The organism is Streptomyces sp. NPDC042102 (assembly GCF_055582305.1).
On the sequence record NZ_JBVJDL010000001.1, the window covers coordinates 1,803,556 to 1,818,782 of the forward strand.

The following is a 15,227-nucleotide window of genomic DNA, read 5'->3' on the forward strand; positions in this document are numbered from 1 at the left end:
TTGGGGGGCCCGGCGCGGGGGCCCCCCCCCCCCCGGCCGGGGGGGGGCGCGGGGGGGGGGGCGGGGCCGGCCCCCGGGGGGGCCGGGGGGGGGGGGGGGGCGGGGGGGGCCCGGGGGGGCGGCCGCCGATCTCCTGCTGGCCGGCCACACCCGCCTGGTCGCGCTCGGCCACCCCGAGGCCGCCGACGCCCTGCGGGCGGCGCTCGCCGCGATGCGGCTGCCGGACGCCGAGCACGGCGGGGCGGTCCGCTGGAGTCTGCTCGGGATGATCGCCGCCGTCGAGATGTGGGACATCGACACCCTCGCGGAGTGCGGACGCCGCTACGCCGCGGCCGCCCGCGCGCACGGCGCCCTGCGCATGCTCCAGATCACCGCCCACGCCAACGCCACCGCGGAGGTCTTCCGCGGCAACCTCGCCACCGCCGCCCTGCATTTCGTCGAGTTCAAGGACGTCGCCGACGCCACCGGCGCCGACGCCCGCCTCTCCCACCCCACCGACGCCATGCTCCACGGCTGGCGCGGCGACGAGCAGGCCACCCTGGCCGCCTGGCGGGCCACACGGGAGCTGTACCCCGGGGTCCCCGGTGGGATACCGGTCCAACTGGCCCGCGCCGCGATGGTCGTGCTCATGCTGGGCCTGCGCCGCTACCCCGAGGCCCAGGAGGCGGCCCGGGCCGTCCTGGACGACCCGCCGCCGCACTGCGCCGGCCTCAGCCTGCCCGGCCTCGTCGAGGCGGCCGTACGCAACGGCGACCGCGACACCGCCCAGCGGGCCCTGGACGAACTGACCCCGCGGGCGCTCGCCGGCGGCACCCCGTGGGCCCTGGGGCTGCTGGCCCGCAGCCGGGCCCTGCTGGCCACCGACGCGGAGGCCGAGGACCTCTACCTGGAGGCCGTCGGCCACCTGCGGCCGACACCGCTCGGCACGGAGAAGGCCCACACCGACCTGCTGTACGGGGAGTGGCTGCGCCGCCGACGGCGCAGGCAGGACGCGCGGGTGCGCCTGCGCGCCGCCCACGAGGCGTTCGAAGCCATGGGGGCCGCCGCCTTCGCCGAGCGGGCCCGGCTGGAGCTCCGGGCCACCGGTGAACAGGCCCGCCGTCGCGACTGCGGGACCCGCCCGCACCTCACCCCGCAGGAGACGAGGATCGCGCGACTGGCCGCCGACGGACGCACCAACCAGGAGATAGCCACCGACCTGTTCCTCAGCGCGAGCACGGTCGAGTACCACCTCGGCAAGGTGTTCCGCAAGCTGGGCATCGGCTCCCGCCGCCAACTGCGCACACGGCTCCCCGATTGACCGGCCGCCGGCACCGCCACCGGGGCCGGTGCCCGGCCCGCATCCCCCGGACCGGGTGAGGCGCGCGTGGCGATCAAGGCGGTCCGACCCGACCATGGAGGGTGCCCGAACCACGCGGGGTGTGACACATGAGCGTGCCTCTCTCGGAAGATCCACTGCTGGCCGCGAAACTCGCCGTACCCGTCCAGGCACCCGGCCTCGTCCGCCGCCCGCGCCTGATGCAGCGGCTCACGGCCGGCACGCGCGGGCCGCTGACACTGATCACCGGGGGAGCCGGGTTCGGCAAGACCGCCCTCGCCTCGTCGTGGGCCCTGTCCCGGCCGGACCGCGCCCCGGTGGTCTGGCTGACGGCGGAGGCGGACGACACCCCGGGCGTCTTCTGGGCGTACGTCGTCGAAGGGCTCCGGCGCCACGGCCTGCCGGCCGCGACCCGTCTGAAACCGCCCGTCCACGCCGACGACGTCGCCCGCTCCTTCCTGGTCCGCCTCGCCTCGGCCCTCGAACAGGTGCCGGACCCGCTGGTGATGGTCGTCGACGGCCTCGACAAGCTCCCCGGCAGGGGAGTCCACGACGAGCTGAGGTTCGTCATGGAACACGCCGGCCCGGCCCTGCGCCTGGTCCTCATCAGCCGGGAGGACCCGCCCCTGCCGCTGCACCGCTACCGCGCCGAAGGACGGGTCCACGAGATCCGCGAACACGACCTCGCCTTCACCCGGCACGAGGCGGCCCTGCTCCTGGGCGGACCGGGCGGACCGGGCGGGCAGGGCGGACGGGGCGGGCACGGCGGACCGCAACGGGCGCCGGACGACGACGTCGTGGACCTCCTGTTCGGGCACACCGAAGGCTGGGCCGCGGGTCTGCGGCTGTGCGCCCTGGCCCTGGCCCGGTCCGGCGACCCCGCCGGCTTCGCCCGTTCCCTCACCGCTTCCGAGCAGGCCGTCTCCGACTACCTCCTCACCGAGGTGCTCGCGACCCAGCCGGAGCCGCTGCGCGACCTGCTGCTGCGCACGGGCGTCCTGAACCTGGTCCACCCCGACCTCGCCGGCGCCCTGACCGGACGGACGGACTCCGAGCAGGCCCTGCGGGACCTGGCCCGCAGCCACGCCTTCGTGGAACCGCTCGCCGGCACCCGGTGGTACCGGTTCCACCCGCTGTTCGCGGAGGTCCTGCGCACCCACCTGCGCAGCCGCCAGCCGGAACTGGAACCCCAGCTGCACCGCCGCGCGGCCCGCTGGTACGCCGGCCGGGGCCGGACCGCCGAGGCCGTGGCCGAAGCCGCGGCCGGCGGCGACTGGGCCTTCGCGGCCGCCCGGACCGTCCAGCACCTGATGGTCGTCCCCCTGCTGGCCGGATCCGGGCCGGCGGGTCCCGTGCGCGGCGGTCCCGCGACCCTCCCCTGCGCCGACACCTTCGCCCGGATGCCCGCCGACACCCCGGGCGCCGCCCCGGCCCTGGTCGCCGCCGGCTGCCGGCTGGTCCACCACGACGCCGCCGGATGCCGCTCATGGCTCGTACGGGCCGAGCGGCGGCTGGGGCGTGCCGGCCGGGCACCGGATCCGGCGACCCGGCTCACCGTCGCCCTGCTCCGGCTCCTGGCCGCTCCCCACGGTGGCGGCGACACGCAGGCGCGTCGGGTCGCCGTCCTCATGGCGGAGCTGCCGCCCGAGCGGCTCGCCCGCCACCCCGAGACCGAACCCCTGCGCCTGTACGGGCTGGCGTGCGCCCGCCTGCGCGCCGGCGACCCGCAAGCGGCCCGCGAGGCGCTGGAGCAGGCGGTCCGGGCCTGCTCCGGCGACACGACGGTGGTCCTGCGCCACCGCTGCCTGGGACGGCTGGCGCTGGCCGACGCCGCCGCCGGAGCCCTGACCCGGGCCCAGGAGCACGCCACGGCTTCCCTGCGCGTCGCCGACGAGCACGGCATTCCCGTCGACCACCGCTGCGGTGCGGCCGGGCTGGCCCTGGCCACGGTGGCCCTGGAGCGCGGCGACCTCGTCACGGCGGCGGCGCACCTCGACCGCTGCGAGCAGCTCCCGGACATCCGCCGCGACGAGGACCTCGCCACGGAGCGCCTGGTCCGGCGCGCGCACCTCGAACTCGCCCGGGGCCGGTGGCAGGCCGCGCTCGACCTGCTCGACGAGCCGGCCCGGTCCGGTGCCACCGCCACCGGCACGGCCGTACGGCTGGCCGAGGCGCACGCCACCGCCGCACTGGCGCACGGGGATCCCGGCACGGCGCTGCTCGTCCTGGAGGACGCCCCCGACGGCCCGCCCTCGCGCGCGGTGGTCCTCGCGCGGGCGCATCTCGCCGCCGGGCACGGCGCCCGGGCGCTGCGGCTGATCGCGGACGCCGAGGACGCCGCCGCGGTCACCCTCACGGACCGGGTACGGCTGGAGCTCCTGCGGGCCCATCACGCCCTCCTGGACGGTGACGAGGCCGGGGCACGCGACCGGCTCGTGCAGGCCCTGCACCGCGCGCACCCCGAACTCCTGCGGCGGCCCTTCACGGAGGCCGGCCCCTGGGTGCGGCACCTCGCGGCCGGGCTCGACGGGCGCAGCGCCGCCTACGCCTGGGTCACCGCCGCACCCGCGGAGCCCGCGAGCCTCGTGGTCGAAGAGCTGAGCCCCCGCGAGAAGGAGGTGCTCGGGCACGTGGCGCGGATGCTGTCCACCGAGGAGGTCGCCGCGGAGCTGGGACTGTCCGTGAACACCGTCAAGACCCACCTGCGCGGCATCTACCACAAGCTGGGTGTGTCCCGCAGGCGTGACGCGGTCGAACGCGCCCGCGAGCTGCACATGCTCTGACCGGGCCGTCCCCTGCTCGCGCGGCAGCGGCACCCGCACCCAGGTCCGCACCCGGGCCCGCCGCCCGGCCGCCCCTCACCTCGGACGGGTGAGGCGCGCGGCGCCCGGTCGCGGCCAGCATGGAGACGCCGGCTCCGGCCGGAACGAAGCGGAAGGCCCCGCACCGGGCACGCCCCGGGCAGGGTGGGAAGGACCCGCCCATGCGCTACGAATTCCGGATCACGGGCCAAGTGTCCGACACGCTGTCCCACGCCTTTCCCGAACTCGACCACAAGCCGGCGTCCCGGCAGACCCAGTTCTTCGGCACCGTCACGGACGAGGCGCACCTGTACGGCCTGCTCGGGCGCTTCCGGGACCTGGGCCTGCACGTCGAGGAGATGCGCCAGCTGCCCGACTGATCCCGGACACCGGGACCGGACGGGCACGACACCAGGCGAGAGGAGCCGTCGCCATGACCGAGCGCGCAGCTGCCCCGGAGGCCGCCCTCACACCCGCCGCACGCGCGGAGCGCGGCAAGGCGGCCCGCGCGAGCGTACGGCGGGCGGAACAGGCGCTGTTCGACCCGGGAACCGACCGGGCCGACCCCGTCGGCATCCTGGAGGCCGAGGCCGCCACGCGGGTGCCCGAACTGCTGCCCATCCGCTACGGCCGGATGCTCCAGTCGCCCTTCCACTTCTACCGCGGCTCGGCCGCCATCATGGCCGCCGACCTCGGAGGGGCGCCGCACACGGGCCTGACGACACAGCTGTGCGGCGACGCCCACCTCCTGAACTTCGGCCTCTTCGCCTCTCCCGAGCGCACCCTGGTCTTCGACGTGAACGACTTCGACGAGACGCACCCCGGCCCCTTCGAGTGGGACGTCAAGCGGCTCGCCGCCAGTCTCGCCGTCGCCGGCCGCGTCAACGGCTTCCCGGCACGCGAACGGGCCGCCGCGGTGCTGGAGGCGGCGTCGGCCTACCGTCTGCGGATGCGGCAGTTCGCGGGCATGCGCGTCCTGGACATCTGGTACGCCCACGACAACGCCGACGACCTGCGCGCCATCGCCGCCGAGGGCGGCCGCCGCGCTCTGAGCCGGACCGACCGTGTCATCGGCAAGGCCCGTACCAAGGACCACCTCCAGGCCTTCGCCAAGCTCACCCACCGGGCCGGCGGGGAGCTGCGCATCGTGGCGGACCCGCCCCTGGTGGTGCCGCTGTCCGAGCTGCGGGACGAGCCCACGGCGGCGGACCAGGACACCGCGCTGCGCGAACTCCTCGACTCCTACGCGGCCAGCCTGCCCCCCGATCGCCGGGCGCTCTTCGGGCGGTTCCGCCTCGTCGACATGGCCCGCAAGGTGGTCGGCGTGGGCAGCGTCGGCACCCGCTGCTGGATCGTCCTGCTGACCGGCAGGGACGAGGACGACCCGCTGCTCCTCCAGGCGAAGGAGGCCGGACCGTCCGTGCTCGCCCCGTACGCCGGGCCCGTCACGTACGACAACCAGGGCCACCGCGTGGTGGCCGGCCAGCGGCTGATGCAGGCCAGCGGCGACATCTTCCTCGGCTGGCAGCGGGTCAAGGGCCTCGACGGCCGGCACCGCGACTTCTACGTCAGGCAACTGCACGACTGGAAGGGCTCCCTCACCACGGAGGACATGCGGCCGGAGGGGATGCGGCTGCTCGCCCGCGTCTGCGGCGCCGCCCTCGCCCGCGCCCACGCACGCTCCGGCGACCCCATCGCCATGGGCGCCTACCTCGGCGGATCGGACACCTTCGACCGTGCACTGGCCGACTTCGCCGAGGCGTACGCCGACCGCAACGAGCGCGACTACGAGGCCCTCGTCGAAGCCGCCCGGACCGGCCGGATCCGCACCGCGGCCGGCTGACCGCCGCCGCCCGGCCCGGCGCGGCCGCCAGGACCGTACGGCTGACAGGGGAGCCGGGCGGGCCGTCAATGTGCCGACGGCCGCCGCCGCCTCCTTACGGTGGGCGGCAACGGTCGGCCGGGCCGCCCAGGCCCCGTACGGCCCGGGCAGAGAGGTGGCGCAGTGCGTCGATGGCGGGCTCTCCTGGTGCTGGGCACCGCGCAGTTCCTGATGGTGCTGGACACCGCGGTCATGAACGTCTCCATCAGCACCCTGGTGGAGGACTTCGACACCGACGTCACCGCCATCCAGGCCGTGATCACGCTCTACACGCTGGTCATGGCCGCCTTCATGATCACCGGCGGCAAGATCGGTGACATGGCCGGGCGCCGCCGTACCTTCGCCATCGGTCTGTGCGTCTACGGCGTCGGCTCCGCCCTGACGGCGCTGGCGCCCGAGCTGTGGGTCCTGACCCTCGGTTGGTCGGTCATCGAAGGCCTGGGCGCGGCCCTGGTCCTGCCCGCCCTCGCGGCCCTCGTCGCCGGTGCCTACCAGGGCCGGGACCGGGCCGTCGCCTACGGCGTGATCGGCGGGCTGGCGGGAGCGGGCATCGCGATCGGCCCGCTGCTGGGCGGCTGGGTCACGACGTACCTCACCTGGCGCGTCGTCTTCGCCGGCGAGGTCGTGATCGTGGTCGCCCTGCTCTGCGTGGTGCGCTGGATCACCGAGCCGCCGCGGCCCGCCCGGCCGCCCCGGCTCGACGCCGTCGGCGTGGTGCTGTCCGCCCTCGGCCTGGCCGGCGTGGTGCTCGGCGTCCTGCAGAGCTCGGCCTGGGGGTGGCTGCAGCCCCGGGACGCCCCCTTCACCGTCTTCGGATTCTCGCCGACGCTGTTCGTGGTGGCCGCGGGCTGTCTGCTGCTGTGGCTGTTCCGCATCTGGGAGCGGCGCCGCGAGTCCCGGCACGAGGACCCGCTCGTGAGCTTCGGCCTGTTCGGCGTCCCCGTCCTGCGCTCCGGACTCGCCATGCTGTTCGCCCAGAACCTCATCATGCTCGGCCTCTTCTTCGTGATCCCCCTCTACCTCCAGATCGTGCAGGGGCTCAACGCGTTCGAGACGGGTCTGCGGCTGCTGCCGGTCTCGGTCACGATGTTCCTCTCGGCCCTCAGCGGTCCCCTCCTGGGCCGGGTGGCCTCCCCGCGCACGGTGGTCAGAGTGGGGCTGCTGGTCCTGCTCGGCTCCGTCGTCTGGCTCCTCTCGACGGTCCGGCCGGAGCTCGACGAGGCCTCGTTCGCCTGGGCGATGGGCCTGCTCGGCATCGGCATCGGCCTGCTGGCGTCGCAGCTGGGCAACGTGGTGCAGTCCAGCGTCGAGGAAGACCGGCGCAGCGAGGCCGGCGGACTGCAGTACACCGCGCAGAACCTCGGCTCCTCGCTGGGCACCGCCCTCATCGGATCGGTGCTGATCGTGGCGCTCACCACCGTCTTCGTCCGGCAGATCGAGGAGAATCCCGCGATCTCCGACGCCGTGCGCGAACAGACCGGCGTCGCCGTGGCGTCGGGGGTCAGTTTCCTCTCGACCGACCAGGTCCGGGCGGCGATCGAACGGACGGGCGTCCCGGCGGCGGAGGCCGACGCGTACGTGGACGAGTACGCGCAGGCCCAGATCACCGGTCTCAAGACGGCGATCCTGGCCGTCGGGGCCGTCACCCTGCTCTGCTTCCCCTTCACCCGCCGGCTGCCCACGGGGCGGATGGGCACACCGGCCGGCACACCGCCGACGCCCTGACCCCCGGCCTCAGTGCGAGATGGCCGTCTTGAGCCCGACGATCAGGAGGCCCAGTACCAGGCTCGCCGCTGCCGCCATGGCCACCAGACGGCGCGGCGCGCCGGCCCGTACCGCCCCGGCGACCGCCCAGCCGACCAGCCCGGCCAGGGCCACGGACAGCGCGAACCACATCGTCCCGGAGATGTCGAGACCGAGCGGCCGGCTCAGCGCGACGGCCGCGGCGGGCGGGACGGCCGCGTCGACCAGGGGCCGCTCGTGCGCGCACTCCCTGCGGACCTCGCGCCAGGTCAGCTGCTCGTCGGCCAGCGACACGCCGAACAGGCGGGCGAAGACGTGCGCCGCCCAGAACACCACACCCGTGCCGAGCAGCAGCACGATCAGCTGCGCCCTCGGGAAGTCCCCGAGGCTGCCGGCCCCGACGATGACGGAGGCGGCGAGCAGCGACCCGTACACGGCTCCGGAGTAATCGGACCGCGCCGCGCCGCCCGGCCCCGGCCGCCCGCGGCCGTGCTCTCCCGGGTGCTCACCCCTGCCCGCCGGAGCGGGCCGCTTCTCCACGGCCGCCCTCCCCATCGTCAGCGCGAGCCTGCGCACCCCGGCCCAGTTCATCGGCACCCCCGTCCGGATCCCGGGCCGGTGCCGGGGCACCAGCACCCGCAGGGCGCCGGGCTCCACCCGGCAGCGCACCGGTGCGGGCATGGTCAGCGACTCGCCGTCCACCCCGACCCGGACGAACGCGTCGTCCGAGTCCACCACGACCTCGCCGCTGCGCAGCGACGTCAGACCGCCGGACCGCCCGTGCCGCAGGATTCCGGCCGCCTGGGCGGCGTTGTTCACCTTCACGCTCAGGACGCCGAGCGTGCCGGTGTCCAGCCGGGTGCGCCTGCCCAGCCCCGCCGCGTCGCCGCGGCCGTACGGATTGTTGCTCACCAGCACGGCCTGCGGATCCTCGACGGTCGTGCTGTCGGCGTGCACGCGCAGCCGGGGGCCGCTGTGGCGCGCGAGCAGGTCCGGCAGCAGCGCCATGATCGTACGGATCTTGTCGTCCCGGTACGCCGGGCTCTGCACCACTTCCGCGTACGTCCCGAAGGAGGCGTTGTTGACGAAGACCCGGTCCTCGATCCGGCCGAGGTCCACCCGCAGCTCCACCCCGTCGGTCAGGGCGTCCAGGCAGGCCGCAGGGTCCCTGCGGTCCAGCCCGAGGTCCATCGCGAAGTGGTTGCGCGTGCCCGCACTGACGACCAGGAACGGTACGTTGCGTTCCGCCGCCACGCCGGCGACCAGGGCCTGCGTACCGTCGCCCCCGGCGACCCCGACGAGGTCGGCGCCCCGGTCCACCGCCCGGCGTGCGAGATCGGCGACGTCCTGGGGGTGGTCGGGGTCGAGAAGCACCACCTCCGCTCCGAGCGCCTCGGCCTTCTCCCGCAGGTGGAAAGCGCCGACCTTGCCGCCCCCTGAGCGCGGATTCATGATGATGAACGGCCGTTCGGGCGGCGCGGCCCGGAACTCGGGCATCCTGGACCGGCCCTCCGCGGTGAGGGCGGCCCGCCCGGCTGCCACGGCCAGGGCCCACAGGAGGGCCGCGCAGAGGACCACCCACAGCAGCCCGGCGTGCACGTACCAGACGATCACGGCCAGCGGGGCCGCCACGACCAGGAGCAGCGCCACCCATCGCACCGGGCCGCGATGGGCCAGCACCAGCCAGCCGGCCGCCACCGTCACCACCACCCCGGCCGCTCCCACGACCACGAGGACGATGCTCCGGTAGCCGGCGAAGACCAGCATGACGATCAGGGCCGCCGCACCGGACAGCAGGGCCAGCCGCGCCTTGGCGTGCATGCTCACGTGGGGCTCCTCCGCTCTGCCGCACCTTCGCCCCCCGATCTCCATTGAGCTCCAGGCCGGATGGCCGCGCATCTCCCGGGGGTCCGCCCCGTCCCGGGTGTCGGCGTCCCCCGCACGGCCGGTGGCCCCACCCGGACCGGGTGATGCCGGCGGCGGGGGGAGCGAGGACCCTGGACCACGCCACACAGACGCCGCCCCGCGGCCGGGGCAGCCTTGCGACGGAGACGACGATGGACGACTATCCGCTGCTCAACGCATTCCTCACCATGCTCTGGTTCTTCCTGTGGGTGCTGTGGTTCATGCTGCTCTTCAGGATCATCGGAGACATATTCCGGGACGACAGCCTGGGCGGCTGGGGCAAGACGGGATGGACGGTCCTCGTCTGCGTCGTGCCCTTCCTCGGCTGCTTCATCTACCTCATCGCCCGGGGCCGCGGCATGGGCGAGCGCCAGCTCCGGCAGATGCAGGAGCAGGAGAAGGCCTTCCGCTCGTACGTCCAGGAGGCGGCCGGGGACACCGCGTCCGTGACCGCGACGGCCGACGAGCTCGCCAAACTCGCCGGGATGCGCAACCACGGCGACCTCACCGCCGCCGAGTACGAGCAGGCCAAGGCCAAGGTCCTGGCGTCCCACTGACCGCACCGCCGGCGTCGCGCGGCGAAGGAGCCCGGCGGCCCGGCCCACCGGCCGGGCCGGCCGGGTGACGCGGCCGTGCGACCCGACGAACGGAGGGCACGGTGGCCCGTCCCGACGGAGCGCCCGAGGCCCTGCTGCGCGCGGCCATGCGCGAGCCGGGCCGGCTGCCCGAACTGCTGGCCGGCTTCGCCCTGCGGCACGCCGGACCGCGTGCCGCGCGCAGCGTGGCCAGGCTGCGCGCCGAGCGGCCCGACGCGGACGCCGCCTCGCTCGGCGGGGAGGTCGTGGCCCGGGGGATGCGCCGGACGGTCACCGAGGGGGCCTTCGTCGGCGGCCCGTTCCTCGTGTTCATCCCGGTCGCGTTCTGCGCGGCGCTGCTCAGCCAGGCCCGGACCATGCTGGAACTGGCCGCCGTGGCCGGACACGATCCGACGGCACCGCGGCGGGCCGCGGAACTCATGGTCCTCCAGGGCGTCTACGAGGACGCGGACGCCGCGGAGCGCGCGCTGGCGGCGCACGGGAAGGACGACCGGCAGCCGCCCGGGCAGCACGGCGACGGCCGGCCGGCGCGCCACGAGGGCGGGCGGATCTCCGCCCTGACGGCGCTGACGCTCCGCATGGCCAAACTCCTCGGGGTGACGCCGCCGCGCCCGACGGACACCACCCCGACCGCACGGGACCGGCTGATCTCCCTGGGCCGCTGGGCGCTCCTGGTGCTGACGCTGCTGGTGGGCACCGTGGTCCCGCTGGTGTGGCTGCCGTACATGGCGGTGTCCTACCGCAGGGGGTCCCGCGAGGCGTTCTCCCGCGCCGCGGCGATGTACCTGACCCACACCGGGCTGCCGCGCCGGCGCACCACCACGTCCCGCCTGGATCCCGGCATGCTGGCCGCGTTCCTGCGTGCCGTGGGCTACGTGGTGCTGCCGGCGCTGCTGGTGGTCGTGGTCCACGGCGCCGACCTCCGGATGGCCGGGAGCGTGTGGCCGGTGGTGGGCATCGTCCTGATCGCGACGTCCGTAGGGGCGGGCGCGCTGTGGCAGTACCGCCGCCGGCACCGCGCCCCGGACGCAGACGACGCGTAGGCCCTGGCGCCGGCCCGGCGGACCAGGGCCGGACACCCCCTGGCGGTCGCTCGCGCAGCCGCCGCTCACGCACGTTTCGCGGCGGCCCGCTTGGTCCTGGCCGCCCCGGCGGCCTTCCGGCTGCGTGCCGGCCTCGCCGGTCTCACCGGGGCCGGCTCCGGCTCCGGCTCCTCGGCGGTCTTCGGCGCGCGGGACGCCGAGCGGGGCCGGCCGGTGGTCCATTTCAGTTCGATCTCCAGCTCGATCTCGTCCCCGTCCACCTCGATCTCCACCTCGGTGCGCAGCTCGTCCGGCAGCCGCAGGCTCAGCACGCCCGCGCCGAGCTCGATGTCGGCCTTTTCACCCCCTCGGAGCGCCTCGGCGAGTGCCGCGAGCTGGTCGGCGGCCTCCATGCGGGACAACGAGCGCTTCTGCTCGTACTTGAGGTCTGACACGGCTTCCTCCAGGACATGGCCAGGACACGGGGACGTACGGGCCGGCACGGACCGGTCACCTGCCATGGTCCGTTCCACGACGCCATCACGCGGCCCCGGACCCGTCCCCGTTGGTCCATCCGGCCGACCTCCGCGTGCCTCGGCGCGAACGGGCGCCCCCTTGGGGGAGGGCGCCGGGTGTCGGCAGGTTGGTTAGGAACCTTTACTTCCACTACGGCCTCCCGCACCATGAGGCGCACTCCACAACCTCAACCCAGAGGTGACACATGAGGCATCGGCGTCTGGCGAGGGTCGCGCCGGCGGCGCTCGCGCTGGCCCTGCTCGGATTCGCGCTCCCCTCCTTCTCCGCCGAGGCGGCCCCGACCTGGAAGCTCCGCTGGGCACCCGATCCCGCCACGGCCGGACTCGGTGCGTTCGAGACCGTCGAGGACGACCGGGCGGGCTCGCACCCCGGCGGCGCACCCCACATCAAGGTCGCGGGAGGCGCCTATCGATTTGACATGCACATGGGTGATCGCGATTCGGCCACCGACCGCCAGCGCCAGGAGGTGACGGGCAACCGGACCTCCTCGTCCGCCCACCTCCAGTGGCGGCGGGGCGAGACCTGGCGCGTGACGTACTCGATGTACATCCCGAGCTCGCTGAAGGCCACGACGACCTTCACCCACATCATGCAGACCAAGCAGCCCGGCAGCGGCACGTCACCGATCACGGTCACCTCGCTGCGGCGCGTCAACGGGGTGCAGACCATCGAGCACAAGGTCTTCGCCGGTGACGTCCTGGTCGGCCGGACGAACCTCGAACCGCTCCAGAACAAGTGGATCGACATCGAGTACGAGATGAAGATCGGCGACGGTACGTCCGGATCCGTGCGCTGGGTGGTGAAGAGCGGCGGCACCACGATCGTCGACGCGACCAGGACCGGTGTCGACACCTTCCTGGCCGACCGTGTGCGGCCCAAGTGGGGCATCTACCGCTCCCTGGGTGACACGTCGGGCTCCCTGCGCGACAGCTACCTGCTGCTGCGCAACCTGCGCGCGTACCAGCTCACCGGTACGTGAGGGGGCGCCGGGGTCCGCCTCGCCGGAGTGCTATGCCCTTATTGCCCGGATACCCTGGGACATGTGATCGAGTCTGGACGGCCGCGGCTGCGTCGGAGCTACGGCCCGGGGAGGCTTGTGCGGCTGTCGCCGGTCATCCTGACCGTCGTGATCGCCAGCCTGGCCTACGCCACTCCGCCGGAAATGGCCTTCAGCCGCCTGCTGCCGGCGGCGCCGGCCCTGGCGGCGGCCATGTGGCCGGTCCTCCCCACGGTCCTGCTCGGGACGGTCTGCCTCATCCTGATGATCGGCCTCAGCTTCGTCTTCCCCGATCTGGGAGCGTGGTGGACGTGCGCGGGCATCGTCGCCGTCACGGTGGCCGCCGCGTACGGAAGCCATGTCCGCCTCCAGCGGGAGCGCACCCTCTTCCAGGTCCGGCTCGTCGCCGACGCGGCGCAGCAGGTCGTGCTGAGCCCCATGCCGCGCCGCTTCGGCGACGTCGAGATCGAATCGCTGTACCTCGCGGCCGCCGCGGAGGCCCGCATCGGCGGGGACTTCTACGAGGTGGTCGACACGCCGTACGGGGTCAGGCTGCTCATCGGTGACGTGCGGGGCAAGGGCCTGCCGGCGGTGGGGGCGGCCGCGGCGATCGTCAACGCCTTCCGGGAGGCGGCCTACGGCGAGGCCGACATGGTCGCCGTCGCGCGCAGGATGGACGCCAGCAGTACCCGGTACAACGCCGCGTTTCCCCCCGACGGGCCGATGGAGCGCTTCGCCACCGCCCTGCTCGCCGAGATCCCGCACGGCGGCAGACGCATCGACATCCTCAACTGCGGACACCCTCCGCCGATGCTCCTGAACCGCGGGAAGCTCCGTGTCCTCGAGCCCGGCAGCCCCTCGCCGCTGCTCAGCCTCGCGGAGCTCATCGGTGACGACTACACCGTCGACACGTTCGAGTTCGCCCCCGGCGACCTGCTGCTCCTCTATACCGACGGGATCGCCGAGACCCGTGCCCGGGACGGTGAGTTCTTCCCGCTGGGGGACTGGATGGGCCGGCAGCCCCCCACACCGCCCCGCGAGCTGCTCACGGCCCTGCACCGGGACCTCCTGCGCCACAGCAGGGGGCGCCTCGACGACGACATCGCCGCCCTCGCCGTACGCCTGTGCGCACCCTGAGCGAGGAACCTGAGGTACCTCACGAGGACGAGGATGAGGGCGTGTGCCGGCGGCGTGTGCGCAACGCCAGGTAGCCGGTCAGCCCGCCCAGTGCGACGCACAGCGGCGAGTAGAGGGCCAGGTCCCAGTGGCGGAACCGCTCCGGCGCCTCCTGCAGCTCGAGGCCGGACACCAGCAGACCGCCCAGTCCGCGGACGGCCAGCACGCCGGAGAGCGTCCACAGACCCGTCCGCACCAGTCGCGAGGGGGCGAGCCGGTGTGCCGGCCGGGCAGCCGTGACCACGAGCCACGCGCCGGCGCCGAGCAGTCCGGCGACGGCCAGCGTGGCGGGGACCGACGGCAGCCGGCCCTCGTCGACGCCGACCACGACGGCCGCGAACTCGGCGCGGTCGGCCAGCGGCCAGGAGGAGACGGTCCACACCACGTGCAGGGCGCCGGCCGCCGCCAGGCCGGCGGCCACGACACCGGCCGCGGCGCGGGCGCCACCACCCGCACCGCCCCCGAGCGAATCACTCATACCGCCCGTACGGTTCGTGCCGCCCGCCGAACCGAGCAGCCATTCCACGGCCTTCATGCTGCCGCCCTTCCCTACCTCCGCAGGTCTGCCACCGGGCCACCGGCACCGGAGGCAGATCCATGCACCGCTGTATGGACATTCCATACAGTACTGTACGGACCATGGTGAAGGGCAAGGTCAGCAAGGACGACTGGACGATGGCGGCACTGCGGGCGCTCGCGCGCGGCGGGGCCGCCGCGGTGGCGGTGGATGTGCTGGCCAGGGAGCTCGGCGTCTCCCGCGGAAGTTTCTACTGGCACTTCGAGAACCGGGAGGCCCTCCTCGTGGCCGCCCTCGAAACCTGGGAGCGGCGCGGTACGGCCGAGGTCATCGTGACCGTCCGGGAGCAGGCGGACCCCCTGGCGCGGGCACGGGCCCTGTTCGCCGAGGCACTGGGTGACGAGGAGATCGCCGGCCTGGAGCCCGCCCTCGCCGCGCAGACGGGCCACCCCGCGGTCGCCGAGGTCGTCGCGCGCGTCACGCGGACCCGGCTCGCCTTCCTCGAAGAGGTGTACACCGGCCTCGGTCTGGGGCAGCGGGACGCCCGCCATCGGGCGCTCGCCGCGTACGCCGCCTACCTGGGATGGCTCGAGCTGCGCAGGACGGCGCCCGGTCCCGCCCCCGAGGTACAGCTCCAGGGCCCCGGCTCGGCCGAGGCCCTCGCCCACCTGATCGACATGATCCTCGCGCCGGCCGGTACCGGTACGGGTACCGGCGGCGGATCCTGAACGGC

The 15,227-nt window shown here is 74.6% G+C and carries 13 protein-coding genes; 10 read left to right on the top strand and 3 right to left on the bottom strand.

Annotated features, from left to right (window positions below; translation table 11 throughout):
* Positions 1-211 precede the first annotated feature (211 nt).
* From ACZ6KO_RS07485 to ACZ6KO_RS07505, 5 genes are all read left to right on the top strand, one after another.
* A complete protein-coding gene (locus tag ACZ6KO_RS07485) occupies positions 212-1,300 on the top strand; it encodes a helix-turn-helix transcriptional regulator (protein WP_469301171.1) in 1,089 nt (362 codons plus the stop codon).
* 128 nt (positions 1,301-1,428) lie between these two features.
* Positions 1,429-4,101: a winged helix-turn-helix domain-containing protein gene (locus ACZ6KO_RS07490; protein ID WP_469301173.1), complete on the top strand. Its 2,673-nt coding sequence runs from the start codon at positions 1,429-1,431 to the stop codon at positions 4,099-4,101.
* A gap of 200 nt (positions 4,102-4,301) precedes the next feature.
* Positions 4,302-4,499 (top strand): hypothetical protein, encoded by a 198-nt coding sequence (locus ACZ6KO_RS07495; protein ID WP_469301176.1) that lies wholly within the window; start codon positions 4,302-4,304, stop codon positions 4,497-4,499.
* 53 nt (positions 4,500-4,552) lie between these two features.
* The gene (locus tag ACZ6KO_RS07500) at positions 4,553-5,962 is read left to right on the top strand and encodes a DUF2252 domain-containing protein (protein ID WP_469301178.1); all 1,410 of its coding nucleotides are present in this window, start codon (positions 4,553-4,555) and stop codon (positions 5,960-5,962) included.
* Positions 5,963-6,124: 162 nt separating this feature from the next.
* On the top strand, positions 6,125-7,726 hold the full coding sequence (locus tag ACZ6KO_RS07505) for an MFS transporter (RefSeq protein WP_469301180.1): 1,602 nt from the start codon (positions 6,125-6,127) through the stop codon (positions 7,724-7,726).
* Between the two features lie 9 nt (positions 7,727-7,735).
* Here ACZ6KO_RS07505 and ACZ6KO_RS07510 read toward each other — a convergent pair whose 3' ends face one another.
* A complete protein-coding gene (locus ACZ6KO_RS07510) occupies positions 7,736-9,565 on the bottom strand; it encodes a diacylglycerol/lipid kinase family protein (RefSeq protein WP_469301598.1) in 1,830 nt (609 codons plus the stop codon).
* Between the two features lie 236 nt (positions 9,566-9,801).
* Here ACZ6KO_RS07510 and ACZ6KO_RS07515 point away from each other — a divergent pair, with 236 nt between their 5' ends.
* A complete protein-coding gene (locus tag ACZ6KO_RS07515) occupies positions 9,802-10,206 on the top strand; it encodes an SHOCT domain-containing protein (protein ID WP_469301182.1) in 405 nt (134 codons plus the stop codon).
* A gap of 101 nt (positions 10,207-10,307) precedes the next feature.
* Positions 10,308-11,288, top strand: a complete 981-nt coding sequence (locus tag ACZ6KO_RS07520) for a hypothetical protein (RefSeq protein WP_469301185.1) — start codon at positions 10,308-10,310, stop codon at positions 11,286-11,288.
* A gap of 65 nt (positions 11,289-11,353) precedes the next feature.
* Here ACZ6KO_RS07520 and ACZ6KO_RS07525 read toward each other — a convergent pair whose 3' ends face one another.
* Complete coding sequence (locus ACZ6KO_RS07525; RefSeq protein WP_469301187.1) at positions 11,354-11,722, bottom strand: amphi-Trp domain-containing protein; 369 nt, start codon at positions 11,720-11,722, stop codon at positions 11,354-11,356.
* A gap of 266 nt (positions 11,723-11,988) precedes the next feature.
* Between ACZ6KO_RS07525 and ACZ6KO_RS07530 the strand changes: the two genes are divergently transcribed.
* Together ACZ6KO_RS07530 and ACZ6KO_RS07535 are read left to right on the top strand one after the other, a co-directional pair.
* A complete protein-coding gene (locus tag ACZ6KO_RS07530) occupies positions 11,989-12,783 on the top strand; it encodes a Tat pathway signal sequence domain protein (RefSeq protein WP_469301190.1) in 795 nt (264 codons plus the stop codon).
* Positions 12,784-12,846: 63 nt separating this feature from the next.
* Positions 12,847-13,938: a PP2C family protein-serine/threonine phosphatase gene (locus ACZ6KO_RS07535; protein ID WP_469301192.1), complete on the top strand. Its 1,092-nt coding sequence runs from the start codon at positions 12,847-12,849 to the stop codon at positions 13,936-13,938.
* 19 nt (positions 13,939-13,957) lie between these two features.
* On the opposite strand, the gene ACZ6KO_RS07540 is transcribed toward ACZ6KO_RS07535, so the two are convergent.
* Positions 13,958-14,512 (bottom strand): DUF3995 domain-containing protein, encoded by a 555-nt coding sequence (locus ACZ6KO_RS07540; protein WP_469301195.1) that lies wholly within the window; start codon positions 14,510-14,512, stop codon positions 13,958-13,960.
* A gap of 104 nt (positions 14,513-14,616) precedes the next feature.
* On the opposite strand from ACZ6KO_RS07540, the gene ACZ6KO_RS07545 reads away from it, so the two are divergent.
* The gene (locus tag ACZ6KO_RS07545; protein ID WP_469301198.1) at positions 14,617-15,222 is read left to right on the top strand and encodes a TetR/AcrR family transcriptional regulator; all 606 of its coding nucleotides are present in this window, start codon (positions 14,617-14,619) and stop codon (positions 15,220-15,222) included.
* Positions 15,223-15,227 lie beyond the last annotated feature (5 nt).